Source organism: Belnapia sp. (genome assembly GCF_059504005.1).
The window spans coordinates 1-14,532 of sequence record NZ_JCACHU010000176.1 but is presented as its reverse complement, the minus strand read 5'-3'; the positions used below and the strand labels follow the sequence as shown (position 1 = coordinate 14,532).

16 protein-coding genes are annotated in these 14,532 nt (G+C 64.7%); 2 read left to right on the top strand and 14 right to left on the bottom strand.

Going from position 1 to position 14,532, the window contains the following annotated elements; all coding sequences use genetic code 11:
* Window positions 1-406: 406 nt before the first annotated feature.
* The gene (locus tag AC5JJ1_RS27945) at window positions 407-697 is read right to left on the bottom strand and encodes a hypothetical protein (protein ID WP_495788394.1); all 291 of its coding nucleotides are present in this window, start codon (window positions 695-697) and stop codon (window positions 407-409) included.
* 315 nt (window positions 698-1,012) lie between these two features.
* On the opposite strand from AC5JJ1_RS27945, the gene AC5JJ1_RS27940 reads away from it, so the two are divergent.
* Together AC5JJ1_RS27940 and AC5JJ1_RS27935 are read left to right on the top strand one after the other, a co-directional pair.
* The gene (locus AC5JJ1_RS27940; protein ID WP_495788393.1) at window positions 1,013-1,459 is read left to right on the top strand and encodes a helix-turn-helix domain-containing protein; all 447 of its coding nucleotides are present in this window, start codon (window positions 1,013-1,015) and stop codon (window positions 1,457-1,459) included.
* A 185-nt stretch (window positions 1,460-1,644) separates the two neighbouring features.
* Window positions 1,645-2,019: a VapC50 family PIN domain-containing toxin gene (locus AC5JJ1_RS27935; protein ID WP_495788392.1), complete on the top strand. Its 375-nt coding sequence runs from the start codon at window positions 1,645-1,647 to the stop codon at window positions 2,017-2,019.
* A gap of 31 nt (window positions 2,020-2,050) precedes the next feature.
* On the opposite strand, the gene AC5JJ1_RS27930 is transcribed toward AC5JJ1_RS27935, so the two are convergent.
* The 13 genes from AC5JJ1_RS27930 to AC5JJ1_RS27870 form a co-directional block, all read right to left on the bottom strand.
* Window positions 2,051-2,779 carry an IS1595 family transposase gene (locus AC5JJ1_RS27930; protein ID WP_495788391.1) on the bottom strand — a complete coding sequence of 243 codons (729 nt, stop codon included), beginning with the start codon at window positions 2,777-2,779 and terminating at the stop codon, window positions 2,051-2,053.
* A 66-nt stretch (window positions 2,780-2,845) separates the two neighbouring features.
* Window positions 2,846-3,085: a hypothetical protein gene (locus AC5JJ1_RS27925; protein WP_495788390.1), complete on the bottom strand. Its 240-nt coding sequence runs from the start codon at window positions 3,083-3,085 to the stop codon at window positions 2,846-2,848.
* Between the two features lie 312 nt (window positions 3,086-3,397).
* On the bottom strand, window positions 3,398-3,859 hold the full coding sequence (locus tag AC5JJ1_RS27920) for an IS6 family transposase (protein ID WP_495788389.1): 462 nt from the start codon (window positions 3,857-3,859) through the stop codon (window positions 3,398-3,400).
* A 418-nt stretch (window positions 3,860-4,277) separates the two neighbouring features.
* Window positions 4,278-4,988, bottom strand: a complete 711-nt coding sequence (locus tag AC5JJ1_RS27915; protein ID WP_495788388.1) for a CPBP family glutamic-type intramembrane protease — start codon at window positions 4,986-4,988, stop codon at window positions 4,278-4,280.
* A 346-nt stretch (window positions 4,989-5,334) separates the two neighbouring features.
* Window positions 5,335-6,306, bottom strand: a complete 972-nt coding sequence (locus AC5JJ1_RS27910) for a Bug family tripartite tricarboxylate transporter substrate binding protein (RefSeq protein ID WP_495788387.1) — start codon at window positions 6,304-6,306, stop codon at window positions 5,335-5,337.
* A 172-nt stretch (window positions 6,307-6,478) separates the two neighbouring features.
* Window positions 6,479-7,018 carry a transposase family protein gene (locus AC5JJ1_RS27905; RefSeq protein ID WP_495788386.1) on the bottom strand — a complete coding sequence of 180 codons (540 nt, stop codon included), beginning with the start codon at window positions 7,016-7,018 and terminating at the stop codon, window positions 6,479-6,481.
* 158 nt (window positions 7,019-7,176) lie between these two features.
* Window positions 7,177-8,658 (bottom strand): deoxyribodipyrimidine photo-lyase, encoded by a 1,482-nt coding sequence (locus tag AC5JJ1_RS27900; protein ID WP_495788385.1) that lies wholly within the window; start codon window positions 8,656-8,658, stop codon window positions 7,177-7,179.
* Window positions 8,659-8,978: 320 nt separating this feature from the next.
* Window positions 8,979-9,443: an H-NS histone family protein gene (locus AC5JJ1_RS27895; RefSeq protein WP_495788384.1), complete on the bottom strand. Its 465-nt coding sequence runs from the start codon at window positions 9,441-9,443 to the stop codon at window positions 8,979-8,981.
* A 43-nt stretch (window positions 9,444-9,486) separates the two neighbouring features.
* A complete protein-coding gene (locus tag AC5JJ1_RS27890; protein ID WP_495788383.1) occupies window positions 9,487-9,696 on the bottom strand; it encodes a hypervirulence associated TUDOR domain-containing protein in 210 nt (69 codons plus the stop codon).
* 1,243 nt (window positions 9,697-10,939) lie between these two features.
* Complete coding sequence (locus AC5JJ1_RS27885) at window positions 10,940-11,179, bottom strand: transposase (protein ID WP_495788382.1); 240 nt, start codon at window positions 11,177-11,179, stop codon at window positions 10,940-10,942.
* 54 nt (window positions 11,180-11,233) lie between these two features.
* Complete coding sequence (locus AC5JJ1_RS27880) at window positions 11,234-11,551, bottom strand: hypothetical protein (RefSeq protein WP_495788381.1); 318 nt, start codon at window positions 11,549-11,551, stop codon at window positions 11,234-11,236.
* A 108-nt stretch (window positions 11,552-11,659) separates the two neighbouring features.
* Window positions 11,660-11,944: an HU family DNA-binding protein gene (locus AC5JJ1_RS27875; RefSeq protein WP_495788380.1), complete on the bottom strand. Its 285-nt coding sequence runs from the start codon at window positions 11,942-11,944 to the stop codon at window positions 11,660-11,662.
* 273 nt (window positions 11,945-12,217) lie between these two features.
* Window positions 12,218-14,374: a type IA DNA topoisomerase gene (locus AC5JJ1_RS27870; RefSeq protein ID WP_495788379.1), complete on the bottom strand. Its 2,157-nt coding sequence runs from the start codon at window positions 14,372-14,374 to the stop codon at window positions 12,218-12,220.
* Between the last annotated feature and the right edge of the window lie 158 nt (window positions 14,375-14,532).

The following is a 14,532-nucleotide window of genomic DNA, read 5'->3' as shown; positions in this document are numbered from 1 at the left end:
GGCGCGGGCGGTTGCCAGCCAGCCATCCTGGAGCTGGTTCAGATCAAGGTAGATCGGCTGTGTCATACCCTGCCCTACCGTCTCAAAAATCGTAAAACGTCACATTGGCGACGCCTGCGCTGCGCAACTTAGCTAAGGTTTGGCTGCCGTGTATTACGATCCATTAATCTTTGCCAAAATAAACGTGTCAGCAATGAACGTCTGGTGGCTCAAGGCGTCGCATTTGACATGGTTTTGCGTAACGAGAGCTGGAATCAACCTATGGTAGCAAATCACTCCAGATCGCCAAGCCTCTATATGGACCCTGCCTCTCAGCGCTTTGGTGAAGGCGCGGTGATTAGCCTCGCCCTTTCTGCGTTGTTTTGGGAAGTAATTATCTACTTTTTGGTTCAACTGTAAACCACGCCTAGCGAGGCGCCGCATAGGGCACCCGCAGTCTTAACTTCACCGCGGCATCCTCCAGCAACGCCACGTCACCTTCCCACCCATGCTTCCCATTCAGCAGTTTGGTCGCCTCGGCCGCTGGCATACCGAGCGCGGCGCCGATGGCGACCGGGGTGGTGATGCAGCGATCAGGCAGCACCTGGCCAAACAGCATCCGGAGCCGGATCGTCTGAAGTCGATCGGCGTCGCGTCGACGCCGTTCCTCGGCTGTGAGCTTCGGCTTCATGGGCAAGTTGTCGAAGGATGAGCTCATGCACGGAAGGTGGCCGCTATAGCACCGACCTTCACTATGGTCATTGGTAAGGGGGGGCGCGAAGAGGGCAATCAGAACTGCTGCCGGGGGGGGATGGCAAGGCCCTCTCCGCGGCCGCGACTATGGCTAACACACATCAGCCAAATACAGTCACACAAGCGAGAGCGATAACGGGAGCGCTGATTGCAGACGTTCTGTAAGGCGACCGCCAGGGGTGGTCTGAGCCGCCCGGCGGTGGTCCCCCGGCAACTCGCGTTTCAGATATTGCAGATAGGGTGGCCAGCGCCATACGGTGGTTTGGAAACGGAGCCGACCATGACCGCCAACCTCCTCGAGTACGTCATGCTGCCCGAGGCCGCCCGGGCCGGGGCCTCCGCGCCGCCGGCGCCCAGCGACGACGAGCGCATCGAGATCGTGGTCCGCCGCGGGGATGGCACCGCTGAGGTCTTGACCTTGCCCCCGGAGGCCGCGCGGGCGGTCCGCGCCGTCCTCGACCGCCTTTATGCCGGCGGCAAGGTGGCGGTGCTGGGCGAGGACGCGGAGCTCACGCCCAATGAGGCGGCAGAGGTCCTCGGCATGTCCCGCCCGCTCGTGGTGCGGCGGATGGACGCGGGGGACCTGCCCTTCCGTCACGTGGGCTCCCACCGGCGCTGCCGGTTGAGCGATGTCCTCGCCCTCAAGGCCAAGGCGGACGACCAGCAAAGGGCGCTCGACGCCCTGGCAGCGGACACCGAGGACCTCATGGAGAACCAAGGTCTCTGAGCCGCGGGTTCCGGTCGTCGTCTACGACGCCTGCGTCCTCTACCCGCTCAACCTCCGCAACGCCGTCGTCCAATGCGCGGTTGACCGGCTCGCGCGGGCGCGCTGGAGCGACGACATCCACGAGGAGTGGATCCGGAGCCTCCTTGAGGCCAACCCCGGCCTCGCGCGAGCGGACGCACCGCCTGATGGACTGGGCGCTGCCCGACGCCCTGGTCGCCGGCCATCGCCGCCACATCCCGGCGGTCTCCATGCCCGACCCGAAGGACAGGCACGTCGTGGCAGCCGCCATCGAGGCCGGGGCGCAGGCGGTCGTGAGCGCCGACCGCCACTTCCGCGACGGGGGCCTGAAACCGCACGGCCTGGCCGTCTGGCGGCCCGGCGACTTCCGGATGCGGCTGTACCGCGCCGACCCCGGGGCGACGGTCGCCTGCATGACGAACGCCCGGCGCAACCTCCGTCGCTCGGCGCCGACCGCGGCGGAGTTCGTCGCCGACCTGCGCCGGATTGGCAAGCTCGACGAGTTCTGCAGCGCCCTTGATCGGCACCTGAGCGATCTCTAACGGCCATAGGCGGCACGGCCGCCCCCCGCCGCTACGCGGCCATTTCGGGCATGAAGTCCCGGTAGTCGCGATGGGGTAGCGCGCCCAGGCTGCCGAGCAGCCGGTCGAAGCTGGTGTGTCGACTGTTGCGCCAGCTCCAGCGCCAGGCGAACTCGCCGAGGTGGGCCTGCAAGTGCGGCCGCCGGAAGCCGTGGAAGGTGCCCGTCCCCCAGCGCTTGAGCAGCGGGAACACCCGGTGCGCCCAGGGCATCAGCACGTAGGCCGCCATCTTGCCGACCACTTTCGGGCGGTGATCGTACCTGCGCGCCAGCGACTTATACACGCGCAAGCCGTCCGTCAGCAGCCCGGACTTGGGCGCCACCGTCCGACGCACAAAGGCGCCGATCTTCTCCGCCGAGTAGTCGGGCAGCACGGCCAGCCGGGCGCGGCCGAGCCGGCCCTCCTCGTCAATCTCCACGGCGCCGATCAGCGCGATCTTACCGACGTGGCTCCGCCCGCGCCCGTCGGCCGTATCGTGCCCGCTCAGCTGCGGGTCCGCGTCATCCGCCACCTCGGTAAGCCTCGCGCGAGCCTCAGACAGCGGCACCCGGCGAACCGTCGGCGCAGGTGTTCCAATGCCGGCCCGTGCTGTCTGGAACGGAAGAGCGGTGGGGAGGGTGTTGCTTAGCTTGCTGCTGGACAGTTTCGTGCCGACAGATCCGGTACTGCTCGGGCTCGACGATACGATCGAGCGCCGGCGCGGCAAGCGGATCAGCGCCAAACATCGGAGTAGGCGCTGCTCTTCCCAAAGCCGTTCGGCCCGCCGATGATGAGGACGACGGGACGCTCAGCGTCGGACAACGATGCCGTCCGGGCTCCCCGTGACCCTCTCGTTTTCCTCGCGAGCACGGAAGACATTGCAGCCGAAAACGTAGGCGAGGTCGGTGCCGAAGGTCGCCCGACGGGCGTCGAGGACGCGGATCACCGTCAGTGTGCCGCCGTTCACTTGAACGATGCGCTCAGACAAGCCGGCCGGAGGTACCCAGTCGGTGGTGATGGGAAGAGGCTTGTAAACAACGTGGCTCATTCGTTCCCCACCTCCAATATATAGCATCGGAGGTTGCGTTGCAAAGTTTGCGGCAAGTCGCATACGGCCGCGACAGGCCCACGATCAGGCGGTGCCCAGGAACAACTCGGCGACATAGGTGGTTTGTGTCCGCATGTCTCGTCCGCCAACCTTTCGCACCTGCCCCTTTCTAATCATAGGGTTCTGTCAGCGCTCGTGCCAAACCTGACGACGCGAGATGATGGCCGGTTCCGGCTACGCCACTTGCAGAATAGCGAGCGCAGTGCTGGCGTGACGGAGGTGAAGCAGACGACGGCGGTTTGCGATGACGTGCTAGTTTTGGCGGGTCTGTGTGCGGAGGAAGTTGCGAAGTTCGTCATAGCTTCGGCAGAACCGCCTCGCTGTGTCGAAGCTCTTGAACCCGCGCATACATCGCGTGCGCCCTTTCACACCCCGGTGGTCTTGCTCCAGTCCATTGTTCTTGAAGGCGCTGGTCCGGTGCGCGACACGCTGGCCGAGTGTTGAGCGGATTGCCCGTGGGTAGAAACCGTGGCCATCGGTGGTAACGCGCTCGGGCGTGATGCCAGTCGTGGCCTTAGCTGAGCGGAAGAAAGCCTGTGCCGCCGACATGTCGCGGTGCTCGCTTAGCATGGTGTCGACAAGGCTGCCGTCGCGGTCGATGGCCCGATACAGGTAGGCCCACCGGCCATGAACCCTCAGATAGGTTTGGTCAACGTGCCAGTGCCGACCGCGGGCACCGGCCTTGCCGCGCCGGCGTCGAAATACTTCCGCCATAGCCCCGCATCCACGTCGAAGGTTACGACAGCCTCAATCTCAGCGCTTCAGGTTTCGAAGTTCATGTACTTGCTCCCGATGTATGACGACTTGGCTGCGGAAGCTGCCTTACCGGATCGCCAATTATAAAGGCTTTCTCCAAAGGTCCACAAAGGGGTCGTGAGAAGCCGCCCCGCCGGACCGTTGGTAACAGACGCTTCTATGCCTAAGATGCTCGGAAGCTGCCGGTCCGCTTTCGGCAAGATCCTGCCATGGCGGCTACGCGCCCTTCCCGGTCATAGGTTGGGCCTACGGGACTTCTTGAAAGCGGACATCGCGTACTAGGCATTGGCTGACCGAGTTGGTCGGGAGGCGGCTGTAGCTCGTAGACTTCAAGGTGATCCAGCATCGGGCGCGTCGCTGCCGCAATCCGCGGCGATCACGCGAGCAACGCCATCACAGCGAAGCCCAGATGGGTACCCGCATGCGCTCCCATGGCGGCGAGAAGATCGCGGCGCGCGAAGCACCATCCGTAAAACAGTCCCGCGATAACGTTGAGGAGCAGCGTTCGCAACACGGGGCCGGGGGACAGCTCCGCGCCCTGCAGGCCAAGGGCGGGCAGGTGGGCCATGCCAAAGGCGACCGCTGCTGTGAGCGCCGCTAGGGCGAGTACAGCGGTGGGTGGTGAGGATGAGCGACGCGCGATAGTGCGCCAGAGCGCCAGCGTGGCGAGGCTCATGACACCCCAGCGCATCAGCACCTCCTCAACCATCCCGCCGTAGAGGATACCGGCCAACAGCAAGGCTGGTGTCCAGGACTCCAGGACGGAGCCCGGCCGCCCGGGCGTAACCTGCCACCACTCGCGTCCGAGGTGGTCGGTTGCCGCGATGGCTGCGCCGAGCAGAGCGCCGGCTCCCAATTCAAAGAGGCGCCCCGCGACCGTTGCGTCGGGAGACCGCAGCCGCAGCCCGCTCCGCTTGGCCGCAGGTGTACCGGCGACGGCCGCAACAGCTAGCAGGATGGCCGGGTTGATCAGCAACGCGGCACGCGGCACGCCGGGCAGCTCCGGCAACACGAACGGAAGGACGAGCAGGCCGGGCAGTCCGGCGATGACCAGGAGCAGGGGAACGGGGAGGCGGATGTTTGGCATGCCGCCCCTTTGCCATGCATTTACGCGCGACGGTATGCACGGGCGGTCGAGGCAGGTCTGCCAACGGCGCTGACCGATTCCGGGACAACTAGGCGAAAGCCGAATGACCGCTTCGGTCCTACTGGACAAGGCGCGACTGCCAGCCGCATGTCCGCTTCTCAGCATTCGGTCCCGTAAGCGGCCATTCCGCTTCTGGCCAAATCACGTCATAGGGTCTAAAGCAAAGTGAGTTGCTTTTAGGTCCGCTCGCCAAGGTCGAGCAGACATTCGGACCGCATGCACTCACCTGTAATAGGGGTTGAGCCTGCGAACTGGTGGGCGCCCAATGCCAATGCGCTGCCCGTCTCTATTGAACGCCCTGTGGCTGGATGCCGGCCTTGCGGGCGGTGTCCAACCACTTATCCATCTCGGCCTGGACAAAGGCACGGATCTCCTCCGGCGTCGAGGTCCTCACTTCGGCGCCGAGCGTCCGGTGGCGTTCGACCACCTCCGGCCGCCGCAGCGCGGCGACGCAGCCCTCATTCAGCGTCGCCAGTATTGCCGGTGGCAGGTTGGTCGGTGCGATCACCATGCCCCAGGTCGAGGCCTCGAAGCCTGGCAGGAAGGACTCGCCAATAGTAGGCACGTCAGGGAGCTGCGGCGCGCGTTGGGCGCCAGTGGTCGCCAGCGCCTTCAGGTTACCCGATTGAATGTGTGGCAGCGCCGCAGGCACGGTGTCGAACATGATGTCAACTCGCCCTGACATGAGATCCGGGTGCGCCTGGCTAGAGCCGCGGTAGGGCACGTATTCGAGCGGCGCACCAGTGCGCTGCCCGAACAGCACCGGGGCGAGCCGTACTACGCCGCCAGTGCCGGCGAAGGTGACGCCGCCGCGGCTGCGCTTTGCATGCTCTACCAGCTCTGCCAGCGTGTTCGGCGCGAAGCTCTTCCCGGCGCAGAGCACCAGCGGCGTCGTCGTTGTCTGTGTGACGAAGGTGAAATCGCGCATCGTGTCGTAGGGCAACCGGTAGTAGGCGGCGTTCACCGGGTGCCCGACCGAGACCAAGCCAAGCGTGTGCCCGTCCGGCGCACTTCGGGCGATGACCTCGGTGCCAATCACCCCGTCCGCGCCAGCACGGTTTTCAACTGGCACTGGATGGCCCCACATCTCCTTCAGCGGCTCCGATAAAAGCCGTGCAGTGATGTCGGAAACACCCCCTGTCGTATAGGGCACGATGAAGCGGACGGGCCGGGCAGGGAAAGTCGGCTGAGCGCGCGCAACTCGGCCCGCAGCCAGGACGAGTGGGGACGCGACCGCTGCGCGTCGAGTCACGAACATGGTTCCTCGACTCCTTCCTTCGTCCACGGAACTGCAGCGAGACGGCCCCGCCTTTCCAAGTGTGCCGCCGGACGAGCCTCTCCTTGGGAATCCCAGCATCACAATTTATTCCTCAGCCGGCAAGCAGTCGCAGGAGCTCGGTAGTTTGAGGCTTCCACAATGCCGTCTTACCTCATGCCAGGTCGACCAGAACCGTCCCGCAGCGGTGACCGCGACGCCAAGCCCATTCGTCAACCGCCAGTACCCGTACGGCTGGCCTGGGTTCCAGCGTGGCGCCCGCACGCCGCACCATCCGCAGCAGCGTGTCGGCGCTGGCGGGCATGGCCAGCCGCGCCGCCAGCCGGGTGCCGGCCTCGCCGCCGGCGGCGAGGCCGAGATGGCGCTGCAGGTCGCCCAGCGCCGCTCGGTCCGGCGCGCCGCGGGCGGCGCGATGTCGGCGAGCCGTTCGGCGAAGGTCACTTCGTGGACAAGTTGGCTGCAGGCATCGGAAACGCCGGGCCCGTACCTGCAGCCGCACCGGACGTCGCTGCCAGGGCAGGTCGTGCGGGATGCGGTCGTACTGGCCGTGGACCCGGCAGGAGGATACGGCGCAGGTTGGCCAGGCCGCCCAGCGCTGGCGCGGCGTGACGAGGATGGTCAGGTAGTCGGGAGAGGGCAGGATCTGCTGGACCAGCAGCCTTGCCGCAATGAGCGGCAGGAGGCGCTTGGACAAGAACGACACTTCAAAGGAGCAGAGGGCCACTCCTATATGCTCATCCTGCCGCGGAACGACGACCCGCAGCACGGGAAGTGCGGGAGAACCAACATTCATCCAGCCGCTACAGTTCGGGACCGTCACTGCCAAGAGCGCCGGCTGACGCCAGCCGCCGATCAGATCGGCAGCTTTGCCGTGAGATAAGGGTCGACGGGAAGCTTGTCGGGCACCGTCAGCCGGAAGGTCGGGCGGGATGCGGCAGCCGCAATCCACTCCGGGCCATTCGGCCGCTCGCGGATGGAGCGGTCGGACCGGGTCGAGACCAACCCGTAGATCGGACGGCCGCCATAGCCAGGCGCGGCGTCGCCGAACGCCCAGGCAAGGTTGCCATAAGTCGAAGGATCGCGGCCGTCGAGGCTCAGGCGATCGTTGAGGTAGCAGGCCGTGGCCCAGCCCGTCTCGGGATCGGGCGTCATTGCGATCAGCTTTTTCGCCCAATACATGCGCAGGTTGTTGTGCATCCAGCCATCGAGCAAGTACTGTTTCTGGCAGGCGTTCCAGGTCTCGTCAGCCGTTTCGCCGTGAACCAGAGCATCAAGCGTCTCGACCTGCGGCCGTGGGTCCGACGCATGGGCCGCAAGCGTCGTGCGGGCCCAGTTCGGCAAGCGGGCATAGCTCTCCGGCACCGGCAGGGTGCGACCCTTGTAGTGGAACCATTCGCGCCAGCTGAGGAGCTCATCAGCAAACTTGGCTTGGCTTGCTTCGGGCACGTCAGCCTTGGCAATTGTGGCCATGATCTCGCGCGGCCCCACCATGCCGAAGTGAAGGTAGGGCGAGAGCGTGGACGCCCCCTCCGGGCGGCGTGCGTCATTGCGTGCGCCTGCATAGGCCGGCAGCACCTCGTCGCGCAGGCGGGTGAGACGCAGTAGCACTTCGGCGCGGGTTGGCGGAAACATCGGGCTGGGCGCTAGCGCGTGGTCTATTGCACAGGATGACACGAGGGCGTCGATGGCCGCGTCATCCATCGTCCCCAGGTGATCGGGCTCGTAGGGTAGCGGCCCTGTATACGGCGCAACCGACGGCTCCTCGTCGGTCCAGTCTCGCCAGCCATCGCGTACCTTCTCGTGGCGGCGACGAAAGGCGGAGGTGGTGCCGATACCCTGCTGGAGGGCAGCCGGCGGCACGAGACAGGCGGCGTTCACCGCGAATACGGCCGTGCTGGTCCTCGCGGCAACCCGTTCGGCCTGCCACTGAGCGACGAAGGCGGGTTGGTCCTCAAGCACGAGCGCAGCGGCCTGCGCGGCAAGCCGATAGACGAGTCCCTTCTCGCGTCTACCTGCACGGTCGACGTGTTGCACGCAGGCCAGGCCACGCTCGGCGCAGCCGCGCGCCACATCGCGGCTCGCGCCTAAGGCGAAGCGATGCAGCCGGTCGGAGGCGAAAGGGTAGTCCTCTCGCAGACCATGGTAGACGAGCACCGGTAGCCCGAGCTCATTGCCGAGCCGCACAGCAGCGTCGATGACTGGGTTGTCATAGGCGCGCAGCGCCTGTTGCAGCCAGCACAGTATGTATGGGTTATCGCACACTGGCAGATCGTTGAGAAGCCGTATGCGTGGAGCATTACTCCAGGACGCCAAGGACATGGGCAAGGGACGCATCAGAGCTCCTCTGGCAAGGTACGCAGGATCCGATCCGTTCGAAACCGTCCAAGCGCAACGCTGGCTCGACCACAAAGATGGTGTTCAAATCCGAGCGGCAAACGATGCGCGGCGTGGATGCGGATATCCCGATCGGGTTTGGCCACCGCTCGCGCCAAAAGCCTCAGGATAAGCTGAGCCAATGATGAGTTGACGGCGCAGCCTCCGTAACGTGTCCTATCCAACATCTGTCAAAGCGCTCCATTTAATAATGTGTTGGAGCAAAAGCCGGCTGCAGTTTGAACGCTTACATATTCAGTCAAGTATGTAGTTGATGTGCGCTAGGCCGACTTGTCGATCAGGAAATCATCGCGGCTCTTACCCTCCGCTTCCGCCATCTGGAGCCATTTCGGCGTCCGGCCTCGCCCTGACCACTCGTCCCCGGTGGGGCTGCGGTACTTCGCAGCAACCGGCGGACGCTCGGCCTTCGGCTCGCCCGTGGGTTTACGGCCACGTTTGGTTGGAGCCGGAGCCCCAAAGAGCGATCCCAACTCGAGGCCAAGCTGTTCGCCTTCTGCCTTCATGCGGGAAAAAAAATCCTGCTTGGCGCTTTCAAGCTTGGCGTCCACCAGGGACTGCGCTCGCCTCAGCACTTGGTTCAGCTCAGGCACGGTGAGCGGCTCCAGCGCTTTCAGAAATTCCGGCTCTGGCTGTTCGTCAGCGCGAACGTCACGCATCGGCATTTCCTCTTCGGACAGCTCCGGCTGCTTGGCGGATGGTTTACGGGAGGTACGAACTGCGGCCACCTGAACACTCCTTCGATCCAGATTGAACTCATTATTCGCTGGACTATACCTTCCTCAGCTCCGCGGGCTTATGAACAGCCGGTTTACCGGATTTGGTGCTTTTGACCACCACCTGCGGGTCCTCTTTCGTCGCCTTCGCCGTATGACCCTTGAGTCTTGTGGTACTCGTCACGGTCTTTTCCACCGTGCCTTCCGTCTTGCCTTGCGCGGTGTCCCACTCCACCTTCTCGCCATTCTTCGGCGCCTTTGTCATCGTAATGCCCCCGGTTATTCCCGCCCGGAACGCCTGAGAGAACGATCAGGTTTCAGAACTGGTTATTCGAAAAGTGAGACCTGCCCACGAGAAAGAAAGGCGCCCTCCGTTGCTTATGGTAAAGCGACATAGCCACCAGCCGTCTTTCCCGGTAGAAAACATCAACAGCCCATGGCTCAACCTGAGGTCATAGGACCTTTGGCGTTCTTAACCCCAAGCACTCCCCTGCTGTGTCAAGCCGTGCTTTCGTTGTGTTGCCATTGAGAAGAGAACTGTGCCTTTTCTCAAAGGTCGCCGACGCTACCACTGAGCTTGCACAGTGGGGTGGCCTTGTCGCAATCATCGGCGGCCGCTAATGCCTTTCGATAACAACGCCCTCGGTAGCTCCTAAAATCTGCTGCTCCTCGGCCTGCAGCGCTGTCTCTTTGGCGGCCATTAGCCCAAAGCGTTGCGCCACGTCTGGGGCGTAGCGTAGGGGATCTAGACGCAGGCGAAGCAGTGCCAGATCCTTCACCTTGGCCTCAAGCATTACGTCAAAGTCGAGCCCTGCCGCAACGCGCATAAAAGTGGCGAATTAGAAGGGATTGTAGAAGTCCGCGTGTCCCATATTTACTGGCGGGACCAACACCGTTTTAACCTTGCGCGTTCCTTTCTCCTTCCGCTTCAGCTCCCGCATCTCGGTGCGGGGGGACGAGAAGTGAACCTTGGGGCGCCGACCATCGGGCCAAGTTTGAGAAATCTGCTGAGCGTATCGCGCATGCCGAGCTCGTCCGGATCCAGGCACCAGAAGTGTTGGTGATCGAAGATAAGCCGCACACCGGTTTGCTCGTGAAAATATGTCTGCCGCCGAGAATCGGAGGTCGTCGTGCTCTAGTACCAGACGGCGCCTCACATGCGCCGGCAGCTTGCTGGCCCAGGTTGCCACCCAGCGAACGTTAGAAGCTGTACGCGATTAGATCTCTTGCTGCGCCTGGGTTCGTGCGACGATCCGGCGTGAGATGACGGAGATCATCGCAATCCAAACGTGCCCGGCAAAGAGGTCAGGCGCGCGGTCGTACACGATGTTGAGCCGGCGGTAGCGGCTGAGCCAAGCAAACAGCCGCTCGACGACCTACCTGATCCCGTGCGGCAGGAAGCGCCCGTCCCGCGTGCCGCCCGGCGAGACCGAGACATGAATGTCATGGTTGAGCGCCGCCGCGGCGAAGGGTGCACCCTTGAAGCCGCTGTCGCCGAGAAGGTCGCCCTAGAAGCCGAGCGCGGCCTGTCTCGGCAGCATCGGCAGGATGCCCGCGCGGTCGTCCGTGTTGGCGGGGTGCAGCTCGAGATCGAGCAGGGATCCATGCTTGTCGCAAACGACGCAGAGTTTGATGCCCTTGACCAGCTTGCCGCCATCGATGCCCCGCGCCCAGGCGCTTGGGGAGGAGCGGAGCGAGCGGCTGTCAACCACCACCTCCGAGGGTAGTACCTCATTGCCGCGGGCCAAGCGCCAATCGAGAGCCAGGCGCTGGCCCAGGCGGCGCCACAGCCCCAATCGCGTTCAGCGGGCAAAGGCGCTGTGCAAGGTGGTGAAGGGAACACCGGAGAGCCAGCCGGCGATGCGCCACTGCATGCCGCCGAAGGTCACCATCCAGATCGGCCCGATCAGCCGCCGCCGCAAGCTCAGGTCCGGCTTGCGGCCACGGCGGTGCACGCCGGCCCGCTCGCGGTCCATGGCCTCCAGCTCGGCCTCGACGGCGAAGACAAACACCTCCACATCGGCCAGGATGTTCGAGCCGTCGCCGCGCCTGGGGCGGGGAACGCGACGGGCGGACGGCAGCGGCAGGTCAACGAGGCTCAGGATGCCAGTGCTGGACATCGGCCCGATATGGTGGGGTGGGCCGGCGCATGGCTTAACGTGTCGGTCCCGAGCTAACCTACCCGCTTATTTCGTGTTCAGATTCTAAACTAGTTGCGGCAACCGCTTCTAAGCTGCCCCACCGTTCACAACAGTTTTTAGGCGAACGCCAGCCGAAAACCGAATGACCTTCGACGCCGCAATCGTCAGCGCCTCGCCGGTGCGTATGTTACGTCCCTGACGCTCCCCGCGCTGCTGCACCTCGAACGTGCCAAAGCCCGGCAGTTTGATGTCGTCGCCTCGCTCCACGGCCGCGGTGATGGCCTGGCAGACGGCATCAACGGCGCGACCAGCATCAGCTTTGGTCATGCCACCCTTCTCAGCGACGAGCGCGGCAAAATCATCCTTGGTCAAGCTGAACTCCCCATACAACTCGATGTAGGGCCCTACCGCGCTGCCGGATTCGCAGTCAAAGTAAAACGACAGCGTACCCGCGTCGTACCCTCGACCTTGCCTGCGTCGCTCGTGATGGACGTGTGTTCGTTGTCGGGACGCGCAGTGGCAGGAGGTGGACGCCGGAGGATCGTGCTCGGTGTATCCGCAGCAGGCTGCGCTACCCCGATTCGTCCAAGCAACGCGGCATGAGCCCATCGTGCTGGGCCCACCATGATGATACTCAGAGGGCCGTCACTCTAGCGGCTTGGTCCTGCTACGCTTCTGGCCCCGCTTTCGATCAGTGGCGGATGGCGCCAGACGTGCACCGCTCCGGCTTGGCCGACGCCGCACCACCGTCACGTCCGATGCAGCCTGTGTTCCCGGCTCATTCAAGACGCTGATCCTTGAGGCATCGGCCTTTCTGGATGCGTGCTGGTCCAGGAAGGCGCGGCAGATCGCGCTGGAGGTCGTGTAGCCGTGCGGTGGCTTCAGCCCCTTCTGCCGGGCGAGACTTTCAGCGAAGCGCTTCATGGCCGGTGTCGGCGGCCGGTCCGCCCCGCGTTCCGGGACTGCCCTGTTCACCATGGCGGCGTCGAGGGAGGCCGCACCCTCCTGCAGCCTGCCGATGATGCGGCTGGCCTGGGCGCATACGGCATCGATGGCGCCCTCCATTTCCTGCTGCCCGACCAGCACCCCGTCCAGCAACCTCTCCATCTGCGCCGTCACACCTGGATCGACCAGGTCCGGGTCCGCCCGTTCAAGCACTGCGTGGAGCGAGAGGCCGCGCTCAGTCGGGACGATGTGCTTGCCGTCGGCAGTGAGGAAATCCTGCGTCTTCAGGCCGCGGATGATCTCGGCACGGGTTGCCGGCGTGCCAATGCCCTTGGCCTCCTTTAGCCTATCCCGCAATGCCTCGTCCTCGACGAAGCGCCAGGCATTCTGCATGGCCTCGATCAGCGTGCCCTCGTTGTAGCGCGGCGGCGGCCGAGTCTCCTTGTCCTCAACTTTGGCATTACGCAGCACCGCCGCCTCGCCATGCCGGAGCGGGGGCAGCATCTGCACCTCGTCGCCCCGTTCCTCGGTCGGTTGCCAGTCGGGAAAGGCCGCCCGCCAGCCGAGCTCGATCGGCTGGCGACCGGCGGCGCGGAAGGCATGGCGCCCGACATCCAGGATGACGGTCGTTTGCCGGTAGCGGAAATCCGGCATCATCGCCGCTAGGTAGGCGCGGGCAATGACGTCGAACAGCCGCCGCTCATCGGTGCTCAACCGCGGCCAGATCTCGCGCAGCGTGTCGACCGCGTTGACGTTGGGGATGACCGCATGGTGGCTGGCGCCGGCCAGACCGCGGTCGTGGAAAGGACCGTTCGCCCCGCGGCGGATGACCGGCGGCTGCGGCACCGGGATGACGCCGAAGGTCCGCCCAACCTGCAGCCCTGCCACGATCCGCGGCACATCCGTGATCAGGTTCTCCGGCAGGTAGCGAGTTTCCGCCCGCGGGTAGGTAATGACCTTCTTGCCCTGGCCGTCATAGAGCTCCTGCGCCACCTCCAGCGTCCGCGCCGCCGACCAGCCGAAGCGTGAGCCGCAAAGCTTCTGAAGGGACGGCAGGTCGTGCAGCCGGGGTGGTCCCTGGCGCTTCTCCTCGACCTTCACCGCGAGCGGGCCGGTGAAGCCCTCGGCCGCGGTGGCGATTGCCTCTGCCTCGTCGCACTTCAGGATGCGCTCCTTCGGCGCATGCCGCATCTGGAGCGAGCCGCTCTCGACCTGGGCGGAGGCGACCACCTCGAAATAGGCCTGCGGCACGAAATTGCGGATCTCGAGCTCGCGCCGGCAGACGATGGCCAAGGTCGGCGTCTTGACGCGGCCGACGCCGATGACGGCCCTGGCACCGCCGGCCAAAGTCACCGTGGCGGTGCGGGTGAGCGAGAGGTTATAGATCTGGTCAGCCTGCCGCCGCGCAACCGCGGCCGCATAGAGCCGCGCATACTCGGCATTGGGTTTGGCGCAGGCAAACGCGGCGCGGATGGTCTGCGGATCCTGGGCGGTGAAGATCACCCGCATGACGGTGCCGCGATAGCCGTAGTGCTCGAGGATCTCCTGGCCGATGAGCTGGCCCTCGCGGTCGCAATCCGTGGCCAGCCAAACCTGCTTGGCCTGGCGCAGGGCTTCCCGGATCGCCTTGAGCTTCGCTGCCTTGTTGCCGCCGGTCGCTGGCTTGGTGCCGTAGAGCCCGTCCGGCCGTAGCAAAATAGGCCGCCAACGCTTCCACTCCGGCACCACCTCCCCAGGTTCGAGGAGGTCGAAGAGGTGCCCCTCTGCCGGTAGGACCACCCCATAGCGGCCGCCGACTGCGGCGCGGACATCCCTTGCCTGGCTAGTTTTCTCGGTGATGACGATCTGGTCGGCCATGCTCACCCTTTCGGGTGTTCTTTATCCGTTCCAGAGCGGGTGCGCCATCGGCTTCATGCCAGTTCGCCGTCCGGAAAAGGCGCTCAGGCAGCTCCATGGACCGACCGTGATGGTGTGGACGCCCCCCGACGGCATCGATGTGCCAAGGTGGAGGTGTT

Bases quoted from the DNA above. Each gene is read 5' to 3' on its own strand.
- AC5JJ1_RS27945 (WP_495788394.1), bottom strand. From the start codon at position 697: ATGAGCTCATCCTTCGACAACTTGCCCATGAAGCCGAAGCTCACAGCC.
- AC5JJ1_RS27940 (WP_495788393.1), top strand. From the start codon at position 1,013: ATGACCGCCAACCTCCTCGAGTACGTCATGCTGCCCGAGGCCGCCCGG.
- AC5JJ1_RS27935 (WP_495788392.1), top strand. From the start codon at position 1,645: ATGGACTGGGCGCTGCCCGACGCCCTGGTCGCCGGCCATCGCCGCCAC.
- AC5JJ1_RS27925 (WP_495788390.1), bottom strand. From the start codon at position 3,085: ATGAGCCACGTTGTTTACAAGCCTCTTCCCATCACCACCGACTGGGTA.
- AC5JJ1_RS27920 (WP_495788389.1), bottom strand. From the start codon at position 3,859: ATGGCGGAAGTATTTCGACGCCGGCGCGGCAAGGCCGGTGCCCGCGGT.
- AC5JJ1_RS27915 (WP_495788388.1), bottom strand. From the start codon at position 4,988: ATGCCAAACATCCGCCTCCCCGTTCCCCTGCTCCTGGTCATCGCCGGA.
- AC5JJ1_RS27910 (WP_495788387.1), bottom strand. From the start codon at position 6,306: ATGTTCGTGACTCGACGCGCAGCGGTCGCGTCCCCACTCGTCCTGGCT.
- AC5JJ1_RS27900 (WP_495788385.1), bottom strand. From the start codon at position 8,658: ATGCGTCCCTTGCCCATGTCCTTGGCGTCCTGGAGTAATGCTCCACGC.
- AC5JJ1_RS27890 (WP_495788383.1), bottom strand. From the start codon at position 9,696: ATGACAAAGGCGCCGAAGAATGGCGAGAAGGTGGAGTGGGACACCGCG.
- AC5JJ1_RS27880 (WP_495788381.1), bottom strand. From the start codon at position 11,551: ATGTCCAGCACTGGCATCCTGAGCCTCGTTGACCTGCCGCTGCCGTCC.
- AC5JJ1_RS27870 (WP_495788379.1), bottom strand. From the start codon at position 14,374: ATGGCCGACCAGATCGTCATCACCGAGAAAACTAGCCAGGCAAGGGAT.